The sequence below is a fragment of the Facklamia sp. 7083-14-GEN3 genome (assembly GCF_024742075.1).
GTDB lineage: Bacteria > Bacillota > Bacilli > Lactobacillales > Aerococcaceae > Facklamia.
This window is the reverse complement of record NZ_JANSGD010000003.1, coordinates 105394-120352: the sequence shown is the minus strand read 5'-3', so window position 1 is coordinate 120352 and position 14959 is coordinate 105394. Positions and strand designations below refer to the sequence as shown.

At 36.9% G+C, this 14959-nt stretch carries 14 protein-coding genes; all 14 read right to left on the bottom strand.

Annotation, left to right across the window (positions count from 1 at the left end; translation table 11 throughout):
* Positions 1-60 precede the first annotated feature (60 nt).
* Entirely contained in the window at positions 61-1473 is a 1413-nt protein-coding gene (locus NW240_RS06700; protein WP_258436750.1) for a HAMP domain-containing sensor histidine kinase, read from the bottom strand.
* Positions 1474-1475: 2 nt separating this feature from the next.
* Positions 1476-2186: a response regulator transcription factor gene (locus NW240_RS06695; protein WP_258436749.1), complete on the bottom strand. Its 711-nt coding sequence runs from the start codon at positions 2184-2186 to the stop codon at positions 1476-1478.
* Positions 2187-2372: 186 nt separating this feature from the next.
* Positions 2373-2789 carry a single-stranded DNA-binding protein gene (locus NW240_RS06690; RefSeq protein ID WP_258436748.1) on the bottom strand — a complete coding sequence of 139 codons (417 nt, stop codon included), beginning with the start codon at positions 2787-2789 and terminating at the stop codon, positions 2373-2375.
* Positions 2790-2861: 72 nt separating this feature from the next.
* Entirely contained in the window at positions 2862-3782 is a 921-nt protein-coding gene (whiA, locus tag NW240_RS06685) for a DNA-binding protein WhiA (RefSeq protein ID WP_258436747.1), read from the bottom strand.
* Between the two features lie 32 nt (positions 3783-3814).
* Positions 3815-4849 carry a YvcK family protein gene (gene yvcK, locus NW240_RS06680; protein WP_258436746.1) on the bottom strand — a complete coding sequence of 345 codons (1035 nt, stop codon included), beginning with the start codon at positions 4847-4849 and terminating at the stop codon, positions 3815-3817.
* Positions 4821-5747, bottom strand: a complete 927-nt coding sequence (rapZ, locus tag NW240_RS06675; protein ID WP_258436745.1) for an RNase adapter RapZ — start codon at positions 5745-5747, stop codon at positions 4821-4823. Before rapZ ends, yvcK begins: the two co-directional genes overlap by 29 nt.
* Positions 5748-5891: 144 nt before the next feature.
* The gene (locus NW240_RS06670) at positions 5892-7610 is read right to left on the bottom strand and encodes a phospho-sugar mutase (protein ID WP_258436743.1); all 1719 of its coding nucleotides are present in this window, start codon (positions 7608-7610) and stop codon (positions 5892-5894) included.
* A 132-nt stretch (positions 7611-7742) separates the two neighbouring features.
* The gene (trxB, locus tag NW240_RS06665) at positions 7743-8696 is read right to left on the bottom strand and encodes a thioredoxin-disulfide reductase (RefSeq protein WP_258436742.1); all 954 of its coding nucleotides are present in this window, start codon (positions 8694-8696) and stop codon (positions 7743-7745) included.
* Position 8697: 1 nt separating this feature from the next.
* Complete coding sequence (locus NW240_RS06660; protein ID WP_258436741.1) at positions 8698-9750, bottom strand: NAD(P)H-dependent glycerol-3-phosphate dehydrogenase; 1053 nt, start codon at positions 9748-9750, stop codon at positions 8698-8700.
* 10 nt (positions 9751-9760) lie between these two features.
* On the bottom strand, positions 9761-10567 hold the full coding sequence (gene lgt, locus NW240_RS06655; protein ID WP_258436740.1) for a prolipoprotein diacylglyceryl transferase: 807 nt from the start codon (positions 10565-10567) through the stop codon (positions 9761-9763).
* Positions 10568-10586: 19 nt separating this feature from the next.
* Positions 10587-11528: an HPr(Ser) kinase/phosphatase gene (gene hprK, locus NW240_RS06650; RefSeq protein ID WP_258436739.1), complete on the bottom strand. Its 942-nt coding sequence runs from the start codon at positions 11526-11528 to the stop codon at positions 10587-10589.
* A 170-nt stretch (positions 11529-11698) separates the two neighbouring features.
* Positions 11699-12742, bottom strand: coding sequence for an ABC transporter permease (locus NW240_RS06645; protein ID WP_258436738.1), 1044 nt, complete (start codon positions 12740-12742; stop codon positions 11699-11701).
* Positions 12726-13880: an ABC transporter permease gene (locus tag NW240_RS06640; protein WP_258436736.1), complete on the bottom strand. Its 1155-nt coding sequence runs from the start codon at positions 13878-13880 to the stop codon at positions 12726-12728. The genes NW240_RS06645 and NW240_RS06640 overlap by 17 nt, the downstream gene beginning before the upstream one ends.
* 30 nt (positions 13881-13910) lie before the next feature.
* A complete protein-coding gene (locus NW240_RS06635) occupies positions 13911-14852 on the bottom strand; it encodes an ABC transporter ATP-binding protein (RefSeq protein ID WP_258436735.1) in 942 nt (313 codons plus the stop codon).
* Positions 14853-14959: the final 107 nt, after the last annotated feature.

The following is a 14959-nucleotide window of genomic DNA, read 5'->3' as shown; positions in this document are numbered from 1 at the left end:
TGATAATCCTCCTTATTATGTCAGTTTTTCTGGTTATTGTTAACAAAGGTACATTATAGCTTATTCGTTTTGAGGTGGCAATGTTATTATAAAAACTGACCCTTTGTTGAGCTCGCTCTCAACTTCTATTTTACCATCATGTGCTTCAACCAATGATTTAACGACAGCTAAACCGATACCAGACTCACCAAATTTAGTGTTTTTTCTTGAAACATCTGCTTTATAAAATCTTTCCCATATGGAACGAATTTGATTGGCGTCAATCCCAATACCATGATCTATCACCTTTATTTGCGAACCTTCGTCTACCATTTGAGCCTCTAAAACAATATCACTATCTTGCGAAAACTGAATGGCATTGGTTACTAAATTAATCAAAATTTGAGTAATGCGGTCATAGTCTGCCCACAAGCGAAAGTCCGATGAAATTTTACTTATTAATTTATTATTCTTCTCATTAGCCTTTACTTGCAGTTGGGTCTTTATATTTTCAAATAAATCATCTGTATTAATAGAAACTTTATTTAAGCTGATTTGTTTGTTGCGAATTCGTTCATAATCTAAATTTTCATTAACTAAACGTGTTAAACGCTGTGTTTCAGATTGAATAAGCTCCAAACTACGCTCCACTTGATTTTCAGGAATCATATTGAAACGTAAGCCTTCCAGTAACCCACTCATAGTAGTCAAAGGAGTTCGCATTTCATGAGCAACATCCATCATAAATTGTTTCCTTAATGTTTCTTGTCGTTCAACTTCGGACTCATATTGAACGAGAGAATCTGCCATTTTTTGAAAATCTTTAGATAAATCTGCAAACTCGTCTTGACCTTTGGTATTAACCTTAATTTCATAATTTCCGGAGGCAATTTCTTGACTAGCCTTTTGTAGTTGTTTAAGTTTATTGGTTTGATAGATTGAAAAGAAAACACTCATTCCTAAACCCGCAATACCCGAAAGTAAGTAAGCGAATAAAACCTTTTGCTGCATAGCCGTCACTTTTTCTTCCAAATCTTCGAGTGGTGCTCCTAAACTAATAAAACCCGGTGGAAAACCTGCCACTTGGTTTTCTTTCAAAGGAATATAAACAGTTGCCATTTGTAGTTGTGTATCTGGGTCTACATATCTTTGTGAGTAGCGCAAACCGACATTCACACCTTTAGCAATTTGTTCAAGGTCTTCTTTACTCAACTTTGAGCCAAAGCGTTGATCATAGGTAGGATAAATAATCCGTCCATCAGACAAATTTACTTGAATGATTATTTTTTCACTCGATAATAGCTGGGAAGCGCGAACTAAATCTTCTCTCGAGAAGTAATTATCAACAATATTTTCTCCATAACGCAAGAGCTGCAATTCGCGATCCTCGTAGATCTTTTTTTCCATATAATCAGAGATACGGTAAGCTGAAACCGTTAAGGCAGTCAATAATACTATTAAGAAAACAATTATTTGCTGCCACAAGAACTTCATACTTAATCACCCAGCTCTTCAAACTTGTAACCGACACCCCAAACTGTTTGAATCAATTGGGAACCATAACGTTCTATTTTTTGTCTTAGTTTTTTAATGTGCGCATCAACCGTTCTTTCATCTCCAAAGAAAGGGTCTTCCCAGATACTCTTTAATAATTGCTCTCTGGTAAACACTCTCTTAGGGTGCTTAGCAAACATTACAAACAAATCAAACTCCTTGGGCGTTAAGCTTTCTATCTTTTCATCGTGATAATAAGCTTCTCGTGTGGAAGTATTGATTTTGACGGTTTTTGTTTCAATATCAAATTCATTTTCTTCTTTTGTAGGCGCATCACTCGGAACCACTTTAGCTCTACGATGGAGAGCTTTCATACGCGCTAATAATGTCAAAGGACTGAAAGGTTTGGTTACGTAGTCATCAGCTCCCATTTCTAAACCGATGACTTGATCACTTTCAGAGTCTTGAGCAGTTAGCATAATGATAGGCGTCTCTTTAGAAATCTCTCTGATTTTACGACAAATGGTCATGCCATCCATAGAAGGTAGATTTAAATCTAAAATAACTATGTCCCAAATGTCCGGTTGCGTCCGATAAGCTTCATATCCTTCTTTTCCATCACCATGAAAGCTTGCTTCAAAATTTTCCTTTTCAAAGAACATCCCCATCATTTCACAAACGGATTCATTATCCTCAATCATTAATATTTTCATTTGGCTTCCCCCTTTTAAAGAACTAACCACTTTTTTCATTATACACAAATCTTATTATAAGAAACACTAGGTCTTCTCCACTCAGTCTAAGGTAGTAAAAATATTTAAAGCTTTTATAGGTATTTTATTTTATAGAAAATAAAAAAACCGAGCAAGTATTTGCTCGGCATTTTATAAAACGGGTGATTAATTTGAAATATCATTCAATATATGCTGAATCGTCTCTTGAGATACCCGCATATCTTCAGCCTTAACTTCCGTCTCTTGATTAAAAGGCGTCTTAGATTTCGGCTTATCCAAGAGGGTAATTTCACTAGCATTACATTCAATAACATAGACTTCTTCTTTTTCATCGTTAAGATAGCTACGACTTTGCATCATTCCTGATAAGGCAACACGCTGACCCTTGCATGCATACTTGTGAATCAATTTAGCCAACCCATTCCAAGCGACGAAAGGAATAAAATCAGTTGCCGTTTCACCATTCCGATCGCGAAAGGGACGTTTAATTGCAATAACATTATTAGTAACGGCCGCTGAATCGCCAACCTCTTTCAATTCAATATCCCGACACAATCTACCAACAAAAGTTACTTGATTCATACAATTCCTCCTTAATGATGTTAATTTTAACTACCAAAAAAGGAGTTTAAAAGCGCTAAGCAAATGCTGTATTTATATTTTTTCTGCCAGTTCAACAATTTTTCTCAGTCGGTGATTAACACCTGATTTGGAAATAGGTCCATTTGGGATCTGTTCTCCCAACTCTTTCAAACTCATATCTGGATTTTTAATTCGAAAACGCGCCATTTCTTCTAATTTTTCCGGCAATGAGGACAAACCTTGCTTGGTTTCAATTTTTTTAATAGCTGCAATTTGTCTTTGCGACGCATCAATCACTTTATTAAGATTAGCGTTTTCACAATTAACTAAACGATTAACCGAATTCCTCATATCTCTAACAATCCGCACATCTTCAAATTTTAAGACTGCACGATTGGCCCCTATAATCACAAGAAAGTCAGCAATTTTCTCCGCTTCTTTTAAGTAAGTAATATACCCATTCCTACGTACGAGCGTTTTAGCATTTAAGTGGAAATCATTCATCATTTTACAAAGATCTTCATTATGATCTTCATAACTTGAATAAATTTCTAAATGATAGGAGTTAGACTCTGGATTATTGACGGAACCTCCTGCTAAAAAAGCTCCTCGCAGATAGGAGCGCTTCTTCGGGTCGTTTTGCATGATTTCTGGAGCCACTCTTGAGATGAGACTCAATTGATCAAAAATTTCGAGATCTTCAAGAATTTCTTGCACGTGATAACGACAGCGCACAATATAGACATTATTCTTTTTTAATTTCATTTTCCGACGAACAAGTAGCTCGCTTTCTGCATTAAAATAATCTTTGAGTAAGCTATACAATCTTCTAGCAATCGCAGCATTTTCGCTTTGTACATTTAAAATTAGTTTTTGTTGATAAATAGAGACTGCACCATTCATGCGGATTAATGCTGCTAATTCTGCTTTAGCATGCTCTTTATGAACTTCTAATAATGTACATTCTTTCTTTACCTCTGCTGCAAAAGTCATCTTATTCTCTCCTTACCCATCATATACTCCCTCTATCCTATTGAGTGTATGCTTTCTTCGGAATTGTTTTTTTCAAGCAATCGCACACTATCCAATAGGCGCCCTAATTCTTCAACGACTTTATCTGTATCATGATAAGCGCCGCCTTCTTTCATACTTAAAAATTCACTCGATATAACACGACATCCCAAACGACGTAATCCTTTAAAATCATGCTTCACTTGAAGCAAATACTCTTTGTTCGGTTGATTGATTATATATTCTTTGGGAACTTCTGTGGTATTGACCAAAATCGTATCAACAAAAGCCACTCCCAAATGATTATGTAACACTTCAATATGGTCTGCATCCGTAAAGTTTTCTGTTTCTCCTAATTGGGTCATAATATTACAAACATAGACTACTTGAGCATTGGTTTTTGTAATCGCTTGGCCTATCTCTTCAATCATTAAATTAGGTAAAATAGAAGTATACAAACTTCCAGGTCCTAATACAATTAGGTCTGCTTCCATAATTGCTTCCACAACCCTTGAAGAAGCTTTAATAGCCGGTTCTCCATCAATGGTCATCACATTGACTTCTTGAATCCGTTTACGATGATGAGCAATTTTTGACTCGCCGACAGCAATCGTACCATCTTCAAATAAAGCTTGTAAAATCAATGGATCAGGTGCTGCAGGTAGAATTTGACCATTGATATTCATAAATTTCGATAAGAGATCTATTGCTTCTGATAAAGAGCCTTTCATTTCCTTTAATGCTGCAATCAGAAGATTTCCAATGGCATGGCCTGCTAAGAAGTCATCATCCGTGTTAAAGCGATATTGAAAGAGATCAAGTAGAATGGGATCAGCTTCAGAAAGAGCAGTCATACAATTACGGATATCACCTGGAGGAACAACGTTAATATAATCACGAATAACGCCGGATGACCCCCCGTCGTCAGCAACAGTAACAATTGCCGTTATATTGACATCTAATTTTTTTAACCCTCTTAAAATTACAGGTAAGCCTGTTCCTCCACCGATTACCGCAACTTTATAACGAGCTTGACGCGTTTGATTCATCTCTAGCAACCTTCTTTAATACTTGCTTTTGGTTTTTTGACACATCACGGTGGCTAACATTTACACAGAATTTTTTTCGGGTAAAGTGTTCGCCAATTCTTTCAGCAAGTGCCACGGAACGATGCTGACCGCCTGTACAACCAATTGCTATTACAGCCCTACTTTTCCCTTCACGTTTATATCCAGGAACACAATAATCCAATAAATCAATTAACTTATTATAAAAAATTTGACTTTCCGGTTGACTCATAACGTAATCATAGACCGCCTTATCCGCACCTGTTAATCCTCTTAAATCTTGAATATAATACGGGTTTGGTAAAAAGCGTACATCCATTACAACATCCGCATCAATTGGAAGGCCATACTTAAAGCCAAAAGAGATTACATCTATTCTAAAAGTGACCTGTTCTTTCTCAGCGAAGTGCTCCATAATATAAGCTCTTAATTGTCTCGGCTTCATTTCAGAAGTGTCTACAATCACTTGGGCACGTGTTCTTAAATCACGTAATAACTCTTTTTCTTTGGCAATCGCATTTAATGTTGAAACTTCATTTGCTTGTGATAAAGGATGGTGTCTGCGTGATTCTTTATAACGAGAAACCAGCTCTTGATCATTGGCTTCTAAAAAGAGAATTCTTGAAGTAACATCTTGACTATTATCCATTGTACCAATTACATCTGATAACTCATCAAAAAATTCTCGTGTTCTCAAGTCAATCACCATCGCAATCTTAGTGATTTTACCTGATTCTCGCATCAATTGCCAAAAGGTTGGTAAAAGATTTGGCGGCATATTATCAATACAATAATAGCCAAGATCTTCAAAACTTTGGACAGCAACAGTCTTGCCTGCTCCACTCATCCCGGTGATAATGACTAATTCCAAATTTGACATGGTCTCCCTCTTTTCTGATTCCATATTTATTACTCTATATTATAGCATAAAATTATTTCTACTCTATCTATGAGTCCTATAGCTAAAAAGTCTGCTTAAATCCATTTTCTAAAAAAGAAAACGAATTTAAGCAGAGTCGTATATTTATTTAATTAATTGATTCAAAAACTCCTCTAACCTCACTAGTTTATTGTTTGCAGCCCTTTCACTCTCAGCTTTAGCACCCATATACAATTTAATTTTAGGTTCTGTGCCACTTGGTCTTAAGGCAATCCAAGAGCCATCTTCCAATTTGTATTTTAATACATTGGACTTAGGATATGAAAGGTTAGATTCTTTACCGTCAGCATAAATTAAACTGCTATTTAAATAGTCGTAGGCTTCTGCTACAGATATGCCGGCTACCTCCGTTAAACGATTAGATCGTGTCTCCTCCATCAAAGCTTCCATTTCTTTCTTTCCTTCAAGCGATGCGAAAGAAATGGATAAGGTTTTTTCTTTATAATAACCATATTCTTCATAGATGGAGATTAACGCTTCTGCGAGCGTTTTATTTTGTTTCTTATAAAAAGCTGTAAGTTCTGCCAACATTACTAATGCTTGAATGGCGTCTTTATCACGCGTAAAGCTTTTCAATAAATATCCAAAGCTTTCCTCAAAGCCCATAATAAAGGAATGCGCTTTTGATTCTTCGTACTGTTTAATTTTTTCTGCAATAAACTTAAAACCTGTTAAAACGTCTACCGTCTCAACCTTATAGGCTTTAGCGATTTCTTCAGCTAAGTCTGTTGAAACAATTGACTTGATAATCACGCCGTTTTCAGGTAGTTGGTCTTTTGCTTGATAGGCTTTTAACATGTAATCCAACATTAAGCAGGCGATTTGATTCCCTGATAGCAATTGATAATTTCCTTCTTGAGTACGAAGCATCGCACCTAATCGATCAGCATCCGGATCTGTTGCTAAAAGAATATCGGCTTCAATATTTCGCCCAATTTGTTCAGCCAGGTCAAATGATTCAGGTGATTCTGGATTAGGTGATTTAAGCGTTGGAAAATCTCCATCTGGTTCTGCTTGCTCTTCAACAACATGAATGTTAGAAAAACCAGCTTGTTCTAAAGCTTTCATACCTAGATACATTCCCGTACCATGTAACGGAGTAAAAACAATTTTTACTTCTTCTGCCATCTCTGCAATTAAATCAGAGTCAATTGTTACTTTGGCAATCTCAGCTAGATAAGCTTGATCCACACGATCACCAATAATTTCAACCTTACCTGACCCTAACAATTCCGTCTTATTCCCTACTTCAATGGCTAATGGATCTTCGATAGATCGTACATACTGAGTCAATTTATCTGCGTCTTCTGGTGGCATTTGCCCGCCATCTTCACCATAAACTTTATAACCATTATATTCCGCTGGATTATGACTAGCTGTTACCATTATTCCCGCATAAGCATGTAAATAACGAACAGCAAAGGAAAGTGTAGGTGTTGGACGGAGGCTTTCATATAAATAAACTTTAATTCCATGCTTACCTAAAACCAAAGCGGCTTCCATTGCAAACTCGGGTGAATAGTGTCTTGAATCATAGGCAATAACCACACCACGCTCTTTTGCTTCTAGACCCACCTCATTAATTAACATGGCTAATCCTTCTGTTGCCTGTCTAACTGTATAAATATTCATTCGATTCGGACCCGCTCCTATAATACCGCGCATCCCTGCCGTACCAAAACTTAAAACATTATCAAAGGCATCTTTCGTTTCATCGCCAACTTGTTCTTCTAAAGAGTTTTTAACCGCTTGGTCAAGATTTTCTTTGTTTTTCCATTTTTTATATAATTCACGCCAAGGCATATTCTCGCCACCTTTCTCATTGTTATTTATTATATCATGATTAGGATAAAATAGTAGAAATTTGACTATTCTCATTGAATTTTGGTTTTTAAAAAAAGACTTACCTTTGTTAACAAAAGTAAGTCTTTTTAATTATGAAGGCTGATCGGTTAAAGTTTGAATATATTGATAAGCCATATGGCCTGCGTGACTTCCGTCACCGACAGATGTTGCAATTTGACGTAAGTGAGTTTGACGAACATCTCCCACAGCAAAAATACCTGGAATTCGCGTCTCCATTTTTTCGTTAGTGATAATCCACCCCTCTTCATCGGTTATATCTAAATGACTAACTAATGAAGAATTAGGAACTAATCCAATATAGATAAAGACTCCCTCACAAGGATATGTGTAAGTCTCGTCTGTTTTGCGGTTTCGAACGACTACACCTTCGACCGACTGGTCACCTATAATTTCTTCGACAGTCGCATCCCAAATAAAATCAATTTTTTCATTTTTAAATGCACGTTCTTGTAAAATTTGTTGGGCTCTTAGAGTATCTCGACGGTGAATAATAGTCACTTTATCAGCAAACTGAGTGAGGTAAATTCCCTCTTCAACTGCCGAATCTCCCCCACCCACAACCACTAAGTGGCGGTTACGGAAAAAGAACCCATCACAAACAGCACAGTAAGAAACACCTTTACCACCCAATAAATCTTCTCCTGGAATATTCAACTTACGATGCTGCGCTCCAGTAGCAATAATTACAACAGGTGTTATATAAATATTTTTGTTGGTAATAACATGCTTAAATTGACCATGCAATTCAATTCCTATAACAGTTTCCATTGAATGCTGCGCACCAAACTCCATGGCTGATTCAAAAAATTTATGAGCTAATTCCGGACCGGCTATTTTAGAAAACCCAGGATAGTTCTCTACATCAGAGGTATTATTAACTTCTCCACCTGGCAAACCTTTTTCAAGAACAATTGTTTTCAAATTTGCACGCGAAGCGTATAAGGCTGCTGTCATGCCCCCAGGACCAGCGCCTACTACCACAACATCGACATTAACTATTTTCTTTTCCGTTGTATCTTCCATCTTATCTTCCTTTCTCTAGGGTGATATCTTCATTATGTTGTGCCAAGGATGCTTCTTGTTTACCAGATCGGTTCATCAATTGAAGGACCACTTCTTTGACATTTGCTCCTTGATAAAGCACTTGATAGAGACCATTGGTAATCGGCATATCGACTTGATATTCTTGTGCCAGTTCATAAGCTGCAAGGCAAGTGAAAATACCTTCTACCACCATTTGTACTTCTTCGGTCACTTCTTCAACACTTAAGCCTTTAGCCAATAAATTACCGGCTTGCCAGTTGCGAGAGTGGATACTGGTACAAGTAACAATGAGGTCTCCAACTCCACTTAAACCTAGGAAAGTTAGTGGGTCTGCACCTAAACGCACACCCAAACGTGATATTTCAGCTAAACCCCGTGTAATTAAACCGGCCTTAGCGTTGTCGCCGTAATCTAAGCCATTAAGAATTCCTGCTCCTAAAGCAATAATATTTTTCAAGGCAGCGCCTAATTCAACCCCTATCACATCCGTATTGGTGTATACACGGAAATAATTATTCATAAAGAGCTCTTGAACGGTTTCTGCAGCTTCTAGAGATTCACTGGCTGCGGTAACGGAGGTAAGATCTTCTCGGGCTACTTCTTCTGCATGGCTAGGTCCAGATAGTACGACTAGACCATTATAGAGGTCTGCAGTTAATTCTTCTTGAATCACTTGGGAGATTCGCAAATGACTTTTTTGTTCGAGTCCTTTAGACACATGAATAATTAGGGGGGGACGTTCCATTTTAACTAAAAGATTGTTTACTTCTTGAGAAACTTTACGAATCGCTTGTGTGGGTACTGCAAAAAGTAAGACCTCTGCTTTTTTTAAGGCTTGTTCTAAATCAAGCGTTGCTTTAACGTTCTTATTTAGCTCGAAGTCTTTAAGAAAACGTGAGTTGGTATGTTGCTGATTAATCTCATCCACTATCTGAGAATCAATACCCCAAATAATAACGTTATGTTGATTGTCTGATAATACTTTGGCTAGAGCAGATCCCCAAGAACCTGATCCTAGAATTGTAATATTCATGTTTTTCTCCTTATCTTTCAATATCTGATTCCTTATAGAGGGGAAGGGTCAAATGGATTCTTCGATAAACCATGATTGAAATAGCAGTCACAACAATAATTAACGAAAAAACTTGAGAGACTCTAAAGGGTCCCCAATAAAGACTATCTGTTCGCAAGCCTTCAATCCAGGCTCTTCCTATACCGTACCAAACTGCATAAAAACCTGCGACTTCTCCTTCTTTTAAGAAACGCTTCCTTCTTATTATAATAATTAGAATAAGACCGACGAAGTTCCATAAAGACTCAAATAAGAAGGTAGGTTGACGGTATTGCCCTTGGACTTTCATTTGTTCAATGATAAAAGTAGGTAATTTTAAGTTTTCTAAATAGGAGCGACTCACAATTCCTCCGTAGGCCTCCTGGTTAATAAAATTACCCCATCGCCCAACAATTTGAGCTAACATCAAGGCGGGTGCCGCCATGTCCATTTCTAAAGCTGGATTCAATTTTTCTTTACGGATAAAATACATTAAAGTTAAAAACCCTGCGATAATACCGCCATAGATTGCAATGCCACCATTCCAAATAGCAAAAACATTCATCAAATTATCTTGATAGGACTCCCAGGAAAAAGCCACGTAATAAATTCTAGCCCCGATAAAACCAATAATGATTGCCCAAAACAGGCGGTCAAAGGCCTTATCTGGATCAACTCCTTTGCGTTTAACTTCCGTTATATATAAGACATAGGCTAACAGCATTCCAAACCCAATAATCACCCCATACCAATAGACAGGCCAACTACCAATATGAAAGGCGATACGATCAATCTTCATAAAAAATGAGGTAAAAGGATTAATCATTATTCACCTCACGGTTAGACATAATTAAGGCGTCTAATTTGGCATTAAAGGCATCGGTGGCATCAAAGCCCATACTATTTGCTCTAAAATTCATAGCGGCTGCTTCAATAATCGCTGCTAAGTTCCGCCCTGTTTTTACCGGTATTCTAGTTCTCGGAATTTGAACATCAAAAATCCGGTCATATTGTTGACCAGAGCCTAAACGGTCATATTCAATTTGGCCATCATCTAAAACCATTTCAATGATTAATTCTAATTTTTTTGAACGTACAATGGCCGAAACTCCATAAAGACTCATGACATCTACAATTCCCAAACCACGAATTTCTAATAAGTTTTGTAGAATTTCTGGCGCTTCACCAATTAAGGTTAACTCATCCACCATAAAAAACTCCACTCGATCATCGGCTACTAAGCGATGACCCCTTTGGATCAACTCTAAAGCGGTTTCTGATTTGCCGACTCCAGAAGTACCCGTTAACAAGACTCCCATTCCAAATACTTCAAGAAAGACCCCGTGCTTTGAAAAGCGTTCCGCTAACTGCCCTTCTAAATAATTAGTTAAATTTGCTAAGACCCGACTGGTACGAGAGCGGGCTGAAAGTAGTGGCACCTTGCGCTCTTTAGCTACCAATATCAATTCGGATGGGATTGATATTTTTCGCGCGACTACAATAGCAGGCGTATCTTCACGACAGATAGAGCGAAATTTTTCAATGCGCTCCTGGCTAGTAAGTGTATCTAAATAAGCTATTTCTGTTCGACCGATTAATTGAATCCGATCACTAGGATAGAATTCTTTGAAGTCTGCCAGGATAAGTCCCGGTCTTGAAACTTCACTCGAAACAATTTTCTTGCCAACATGTTCATGACCATAGACAATCTCTACATCTAAAGTTTCTGTTAATTTCTGGACTGTCACATATTTTCCCATGGTCCGATCCTCCATTCATTTTTCTCTAAAATGTTATCATAGAAAGAAGCTTCTGACTAGCAAATGACGTTATCATTAAAAATAAGCTCCTTTTAATTGAAAGGAGCTTATTAGTAGAGATATTATATGAAATTTATGTTTTTCATTAATATATGACTTGGCTTAGGAATTTAGACTTTCGCCATGTCTTCAATTTTGAACGACCCTGCCGTGAATAAGACAAGACCCATCAATAGAATGATTATACCCTGAGGAAAGAAGTTAGCATAATCCAAACCTTCCATGATCCAATATAAGGGAGATAGCATCGAAAGCGGTTCAAATCTGGTGTTTTTTAACAGTTGAGGCGCAATTACGAAAAGAATAGCCAGCGCAAAGGAAGCGATTGATAACATTTCTTTATTCTTAAATAGTCGCACGATTAATAAGATATAACCAATAATAAAGACAATATTCGATACAAAGTAAGCCACAACTAATCCAAAAAAATGGAACGGTAACTGACTTACTAGCATTACGATTAGAAAGGCTATAATATTTAACACTAGAAAGATCAAACCGTAAGCAGATAAAACACTTCCCAAGATAACCTTACCATTAGAACGAGACACAAGACTACGTTTTAAGACACAATTATTGCGCATATCCAATAAATCGCCCGCGAACATTGAAGCATTAATATACATAAAGTAGAAAATCATAAATAAAGAAAACATCATTCCAAACGGCAGAAAGTCTTTTTGCTGATCTAGAGTGATTTCTGGAACTTTTTCTTGGAAACTCGCTATCCCATAATCTTGATACAAAGCTTGTATTTGATGATCTTGCCATAGACTTACGATTTCTTCTTCCACATATTGGTTATATATTTCACCATTTAAGGAAATAGCTTTAATTTGCCCATTTTCTTCAAAATCTTCAGGTATGAAATAAACAACAGCCACTGTACCTTGATCTAACATTTTTTCGGCTTGCAGGCGATCTTCAAGCATTTCTACTTGATTAGGTTGGCTCAGTAAGGGGTATATTTCTCGATTAAAAAAAGTCGACTGACTGACGTAAGCATGTACGCCTTGCTGAGGTGCATTATCTGATGAAAAAACGATACCCAAAAAAAGGGTCAGTATAACAGGTAGTATTACTAATAATAATGATTTGGGATCTTGCATAATTCTCTTGATATGGAAAGCGGTCAGTTTAAAATATTGCTTCATTTCCTTGCTCCTTTCGCCGTCTTCTCCAATAAGTTATTAATAACAATGTGATGGTCAAGCTAGTAAAGACAGCTACAATCGTACTAGCGTTCGGAACCGATTCTCCTAACATGGTAAATCTTAATGGGTTCATTATATAAATTTGCAGCCAGTTTTTTGAGAGCACTTCCTGAACAGCTCCACCCATCAAATCCCCAAGAGGTAAGAGTCCAGTAAAAATAAAGAATATAGCAATAAACTGGTTGATGGCTTGAATTCCTAATTTAGGTAAACTTGATACGAGTAACATACCTATAGCTTGGAAGAATCCAGCAAAGAGAAAGAGCCAAGGAATGCATCGAACAAAATAGCTCCCATCGATATCAGGATGAAAACTCATTAAAACTAAAATAATACTTGTGTTTATTAGCATTACTAGACTGTCTGACAGCCAATCAAAAAAGGTTTTTTCGCCAATTGTTAAAGGGACGATATTTAAGCGTTTCACTAAGCCAGAAAATTCATCCTTAGTAGCTAATTTAGCGACTGAATTAAGTCCAATAATCAAACAGTAAATTAACCCTGAAATTAAATACGTTTCTGTGGCATTTAAGTGTTTGGCCTGTGAGATTGCTTTTTTATGGATGAAATCATTTGGATTGATAGTGTTGAACTTTTGTAATTGCTGGCTAAAAGCTTGTTGTTGGCCTTGATTTAAGGCTAGACTTGCTTGATCAAGGTAAATACTATCAAGTGTGGTTTGATGCCATTGAGCCACAAAACTCTTAACCACCTCAACTTCTGACATTCGCGGATCTCCTTTGACTGTGATTTGCAGCGGCATTTCATCAACCGCTTCAGAAAATCCTTTAGGAACCGTAATAATAATTGAGGCATCCTCCTTCAGATTAAAATACTGAGACAAGGGTTCAGAATTAAAGCTTTCAAGTAAGAACTTGCCATAATTCCCCTGATCATTCACCTCTACCCAAAGATCAATATCTAAATCTCTAGAGTCCGCTTCAGATATACCTCCCATGGACCAAGCCATTAGTATAGATATAATTATCGGAAAAAGCACATAAACAGCAAGTTGAGTAGGAAAAGACTTAAGATAGAGTCTTAAATTGTTAGTGATATAATTGAGAAACTTTTTCATCTTCTACTCCTTTCAAATTCATCAAATCGCTTAATTTCTTAAACGTTTACCGGTTAATTGGAGAAAAGCTTCTTCCAATGACAGCGGTTCTTTATAGAGTGAGTTGAGCTCAAGTTTTTCTTGTGCGATGGTATGAAACAAGGCAGTAGAGTTAAATTGACTCGGGTCAACCATCAACTCTAATCGATTCATTTCTTGGGTAAGGTGATGAATGCCTTGAATCTGATTATCAATAATTTCTTTTATATTCAAAGGTAAATTGTCAAATTCCACTATCCATTTGACCTTATCTTGAACCATAGCTTTGATGTCATCTTGGTGTCCATAAGCCACTTGTGATCCTTGGTCTAAGATAAAAAGTCGCTGGGTTAGATTTTCAATTTCTTCCATATAGTGAGAGGTATACAAAATAGTAGTTTGTTGTTCTTCATTCATAAATTTAACGAATTCAAAAATTTTGTTTCGTGATTGAGGATCCACCCCTACGGTCGGCTCATCTAAAATTAAAAACCGTGGCTGGTGTAACAAAGCAACCGCGATATTTAAACGGCGCTTCATTCCACCAGAATAAGTCTTAACCGGTTTTTTAGCCTGATCGGTTAACCCTGTCATCTCCAAAGCTTCATTCACCCTCTGTTTTAGAATAGTGCGATCTAAATTATAAAGTGAGCCAAAATATTCCAAATTACCCTTAGCGTTAATTTGCTCTAACAGGGCAATCTCTTGAGGAACTAAACCAATCTGCTTACGAATTTCCACACGATCTTGGCGAATGTTCATACCATCAATTAATACCTGTCCAGAGTTTGCTGGAATTAAGCCTGTAATGATATCGATCAAGGTAGACTTACCTGCCCCGTTAGGCCCAATCAAACCAAATCTTTCGCCCTCTTCAATCGTAAAACTGACATTATTCAACACCTCTTGTTTACCAAACTTTTTAAAAACATTTTTTACCTCAATATAAGACATAGTATTTCCCTTCCTTATTGACCGCATTTATTTATTATGAAACAGCTTTTGACTTTATTTTATTTTATCAAGCTTTTTCTAACTTCCTAGTCGCAAAAGTAATTTTT

What these genes read in the sequence shown, in the direction of transcription:
- NW240_RS06700 (WP_258436750.1), bottom strand. Translation starts at nt 1,473, where the DNA reads ATGAAGTTCTTGTGGCAGCAAATAATTGTTTTCTTAATAGTATTATTG.
- NW240_RS06695 (WP_258436749.1), bottom strand. Translation starts at nt 2,186, where the DNA reads ATGAAAATATTAATGATTGAGGATAATGAATCCGTTTGTGAAATGATG.
- NW240_RS06690 (WP_258436748.1), bottom strand. Translation starts at nt 2,789, where the DNA reads ATGAATCAAGTAACTTTTGTTGGTAGATTGTGTCGGGATATTGAATTG.
- whiA (WP_258436747.1), bottom strand. Translation starts at nt 3,782, where the DNA reads ATGACTTTTGCAGCAGAGGTAAAGAAAGAATGTACATTATTAGAAGTT.
- yvcK (WP_258436746.1), bottom strand. Translation starts at nt 4,849, where the DNA reads ATGAATCAAACGCGTCAAGCTCGTTATAAAGTTGCGGTAATCGGTGGA.
- rapZ (WP_258436745.1), bottom strand. Translation starts at nt 5,747, where the DNA reads ATGTCAAATTTGGAATTAGTCATTATCACCGGGATGAGTGGAGCAGGC.
- NW240_RS06670 (WP_258436743.1), bottom strand. Translation starts at nt 7,610, where the DNA reads ATGCCTTGGCGTGAATTATATAAAAAATGGAAAAACAAAGAAAATCTT.
- trxB (WP_258436742.1), bottom strand. Translation starts at nt 8,696, where the DNA reads ATGGAAGATACAACGGAAAAGAAAATAGTTAATGTCGATGTTGTGGTA.
- NW240_RS06660 (WP_258436741.1), bottom strand. Translation starts at nt 9,750, where the DNA reads ATGAATATTACAATTCTAGGATCAGGTTCTTGGGGATCTGCTCTAGCC.
- lgt (WP_258436740.1), bottom strand. Translation starts at nt 10,567, where the DNA reads ATGAAGATTGATCGTATCGCCTTTCATATTGGTAGTTGGCCTGTCTAT.
- hprK (WP_258436739.1), bottom strand. Translation starts at nt 11,528, where the DNA reads ATGGGAAAATATGTGACAGTCCAGAAATTAACAGAAACTTTAGATGTA.
- NW240_RS06645 (WP_258436738.1), bottom strand. Translation starts at nt 12,742, where the DNA reads ATGAAGCAATATTTTAAACTGACCGCTTTCCATATCAAGAGAATTATG.
- NW240_RS06640 (WP_258436736.1), bottom strand. Translation starts at nt 13,880, where the DNA reads ATGAAAAAGTTTCTCAATTATATCACTAACAATTTAAGACTCTATCTT.
- NW240_RS06635 (WP_258436735.1), bottom strand. Translation starts at nt 14,852, where the DNA reads ATGTCTTATATTGAGGTAAAAAATGTTTTTAAAAAGTTTGGTAAACAA.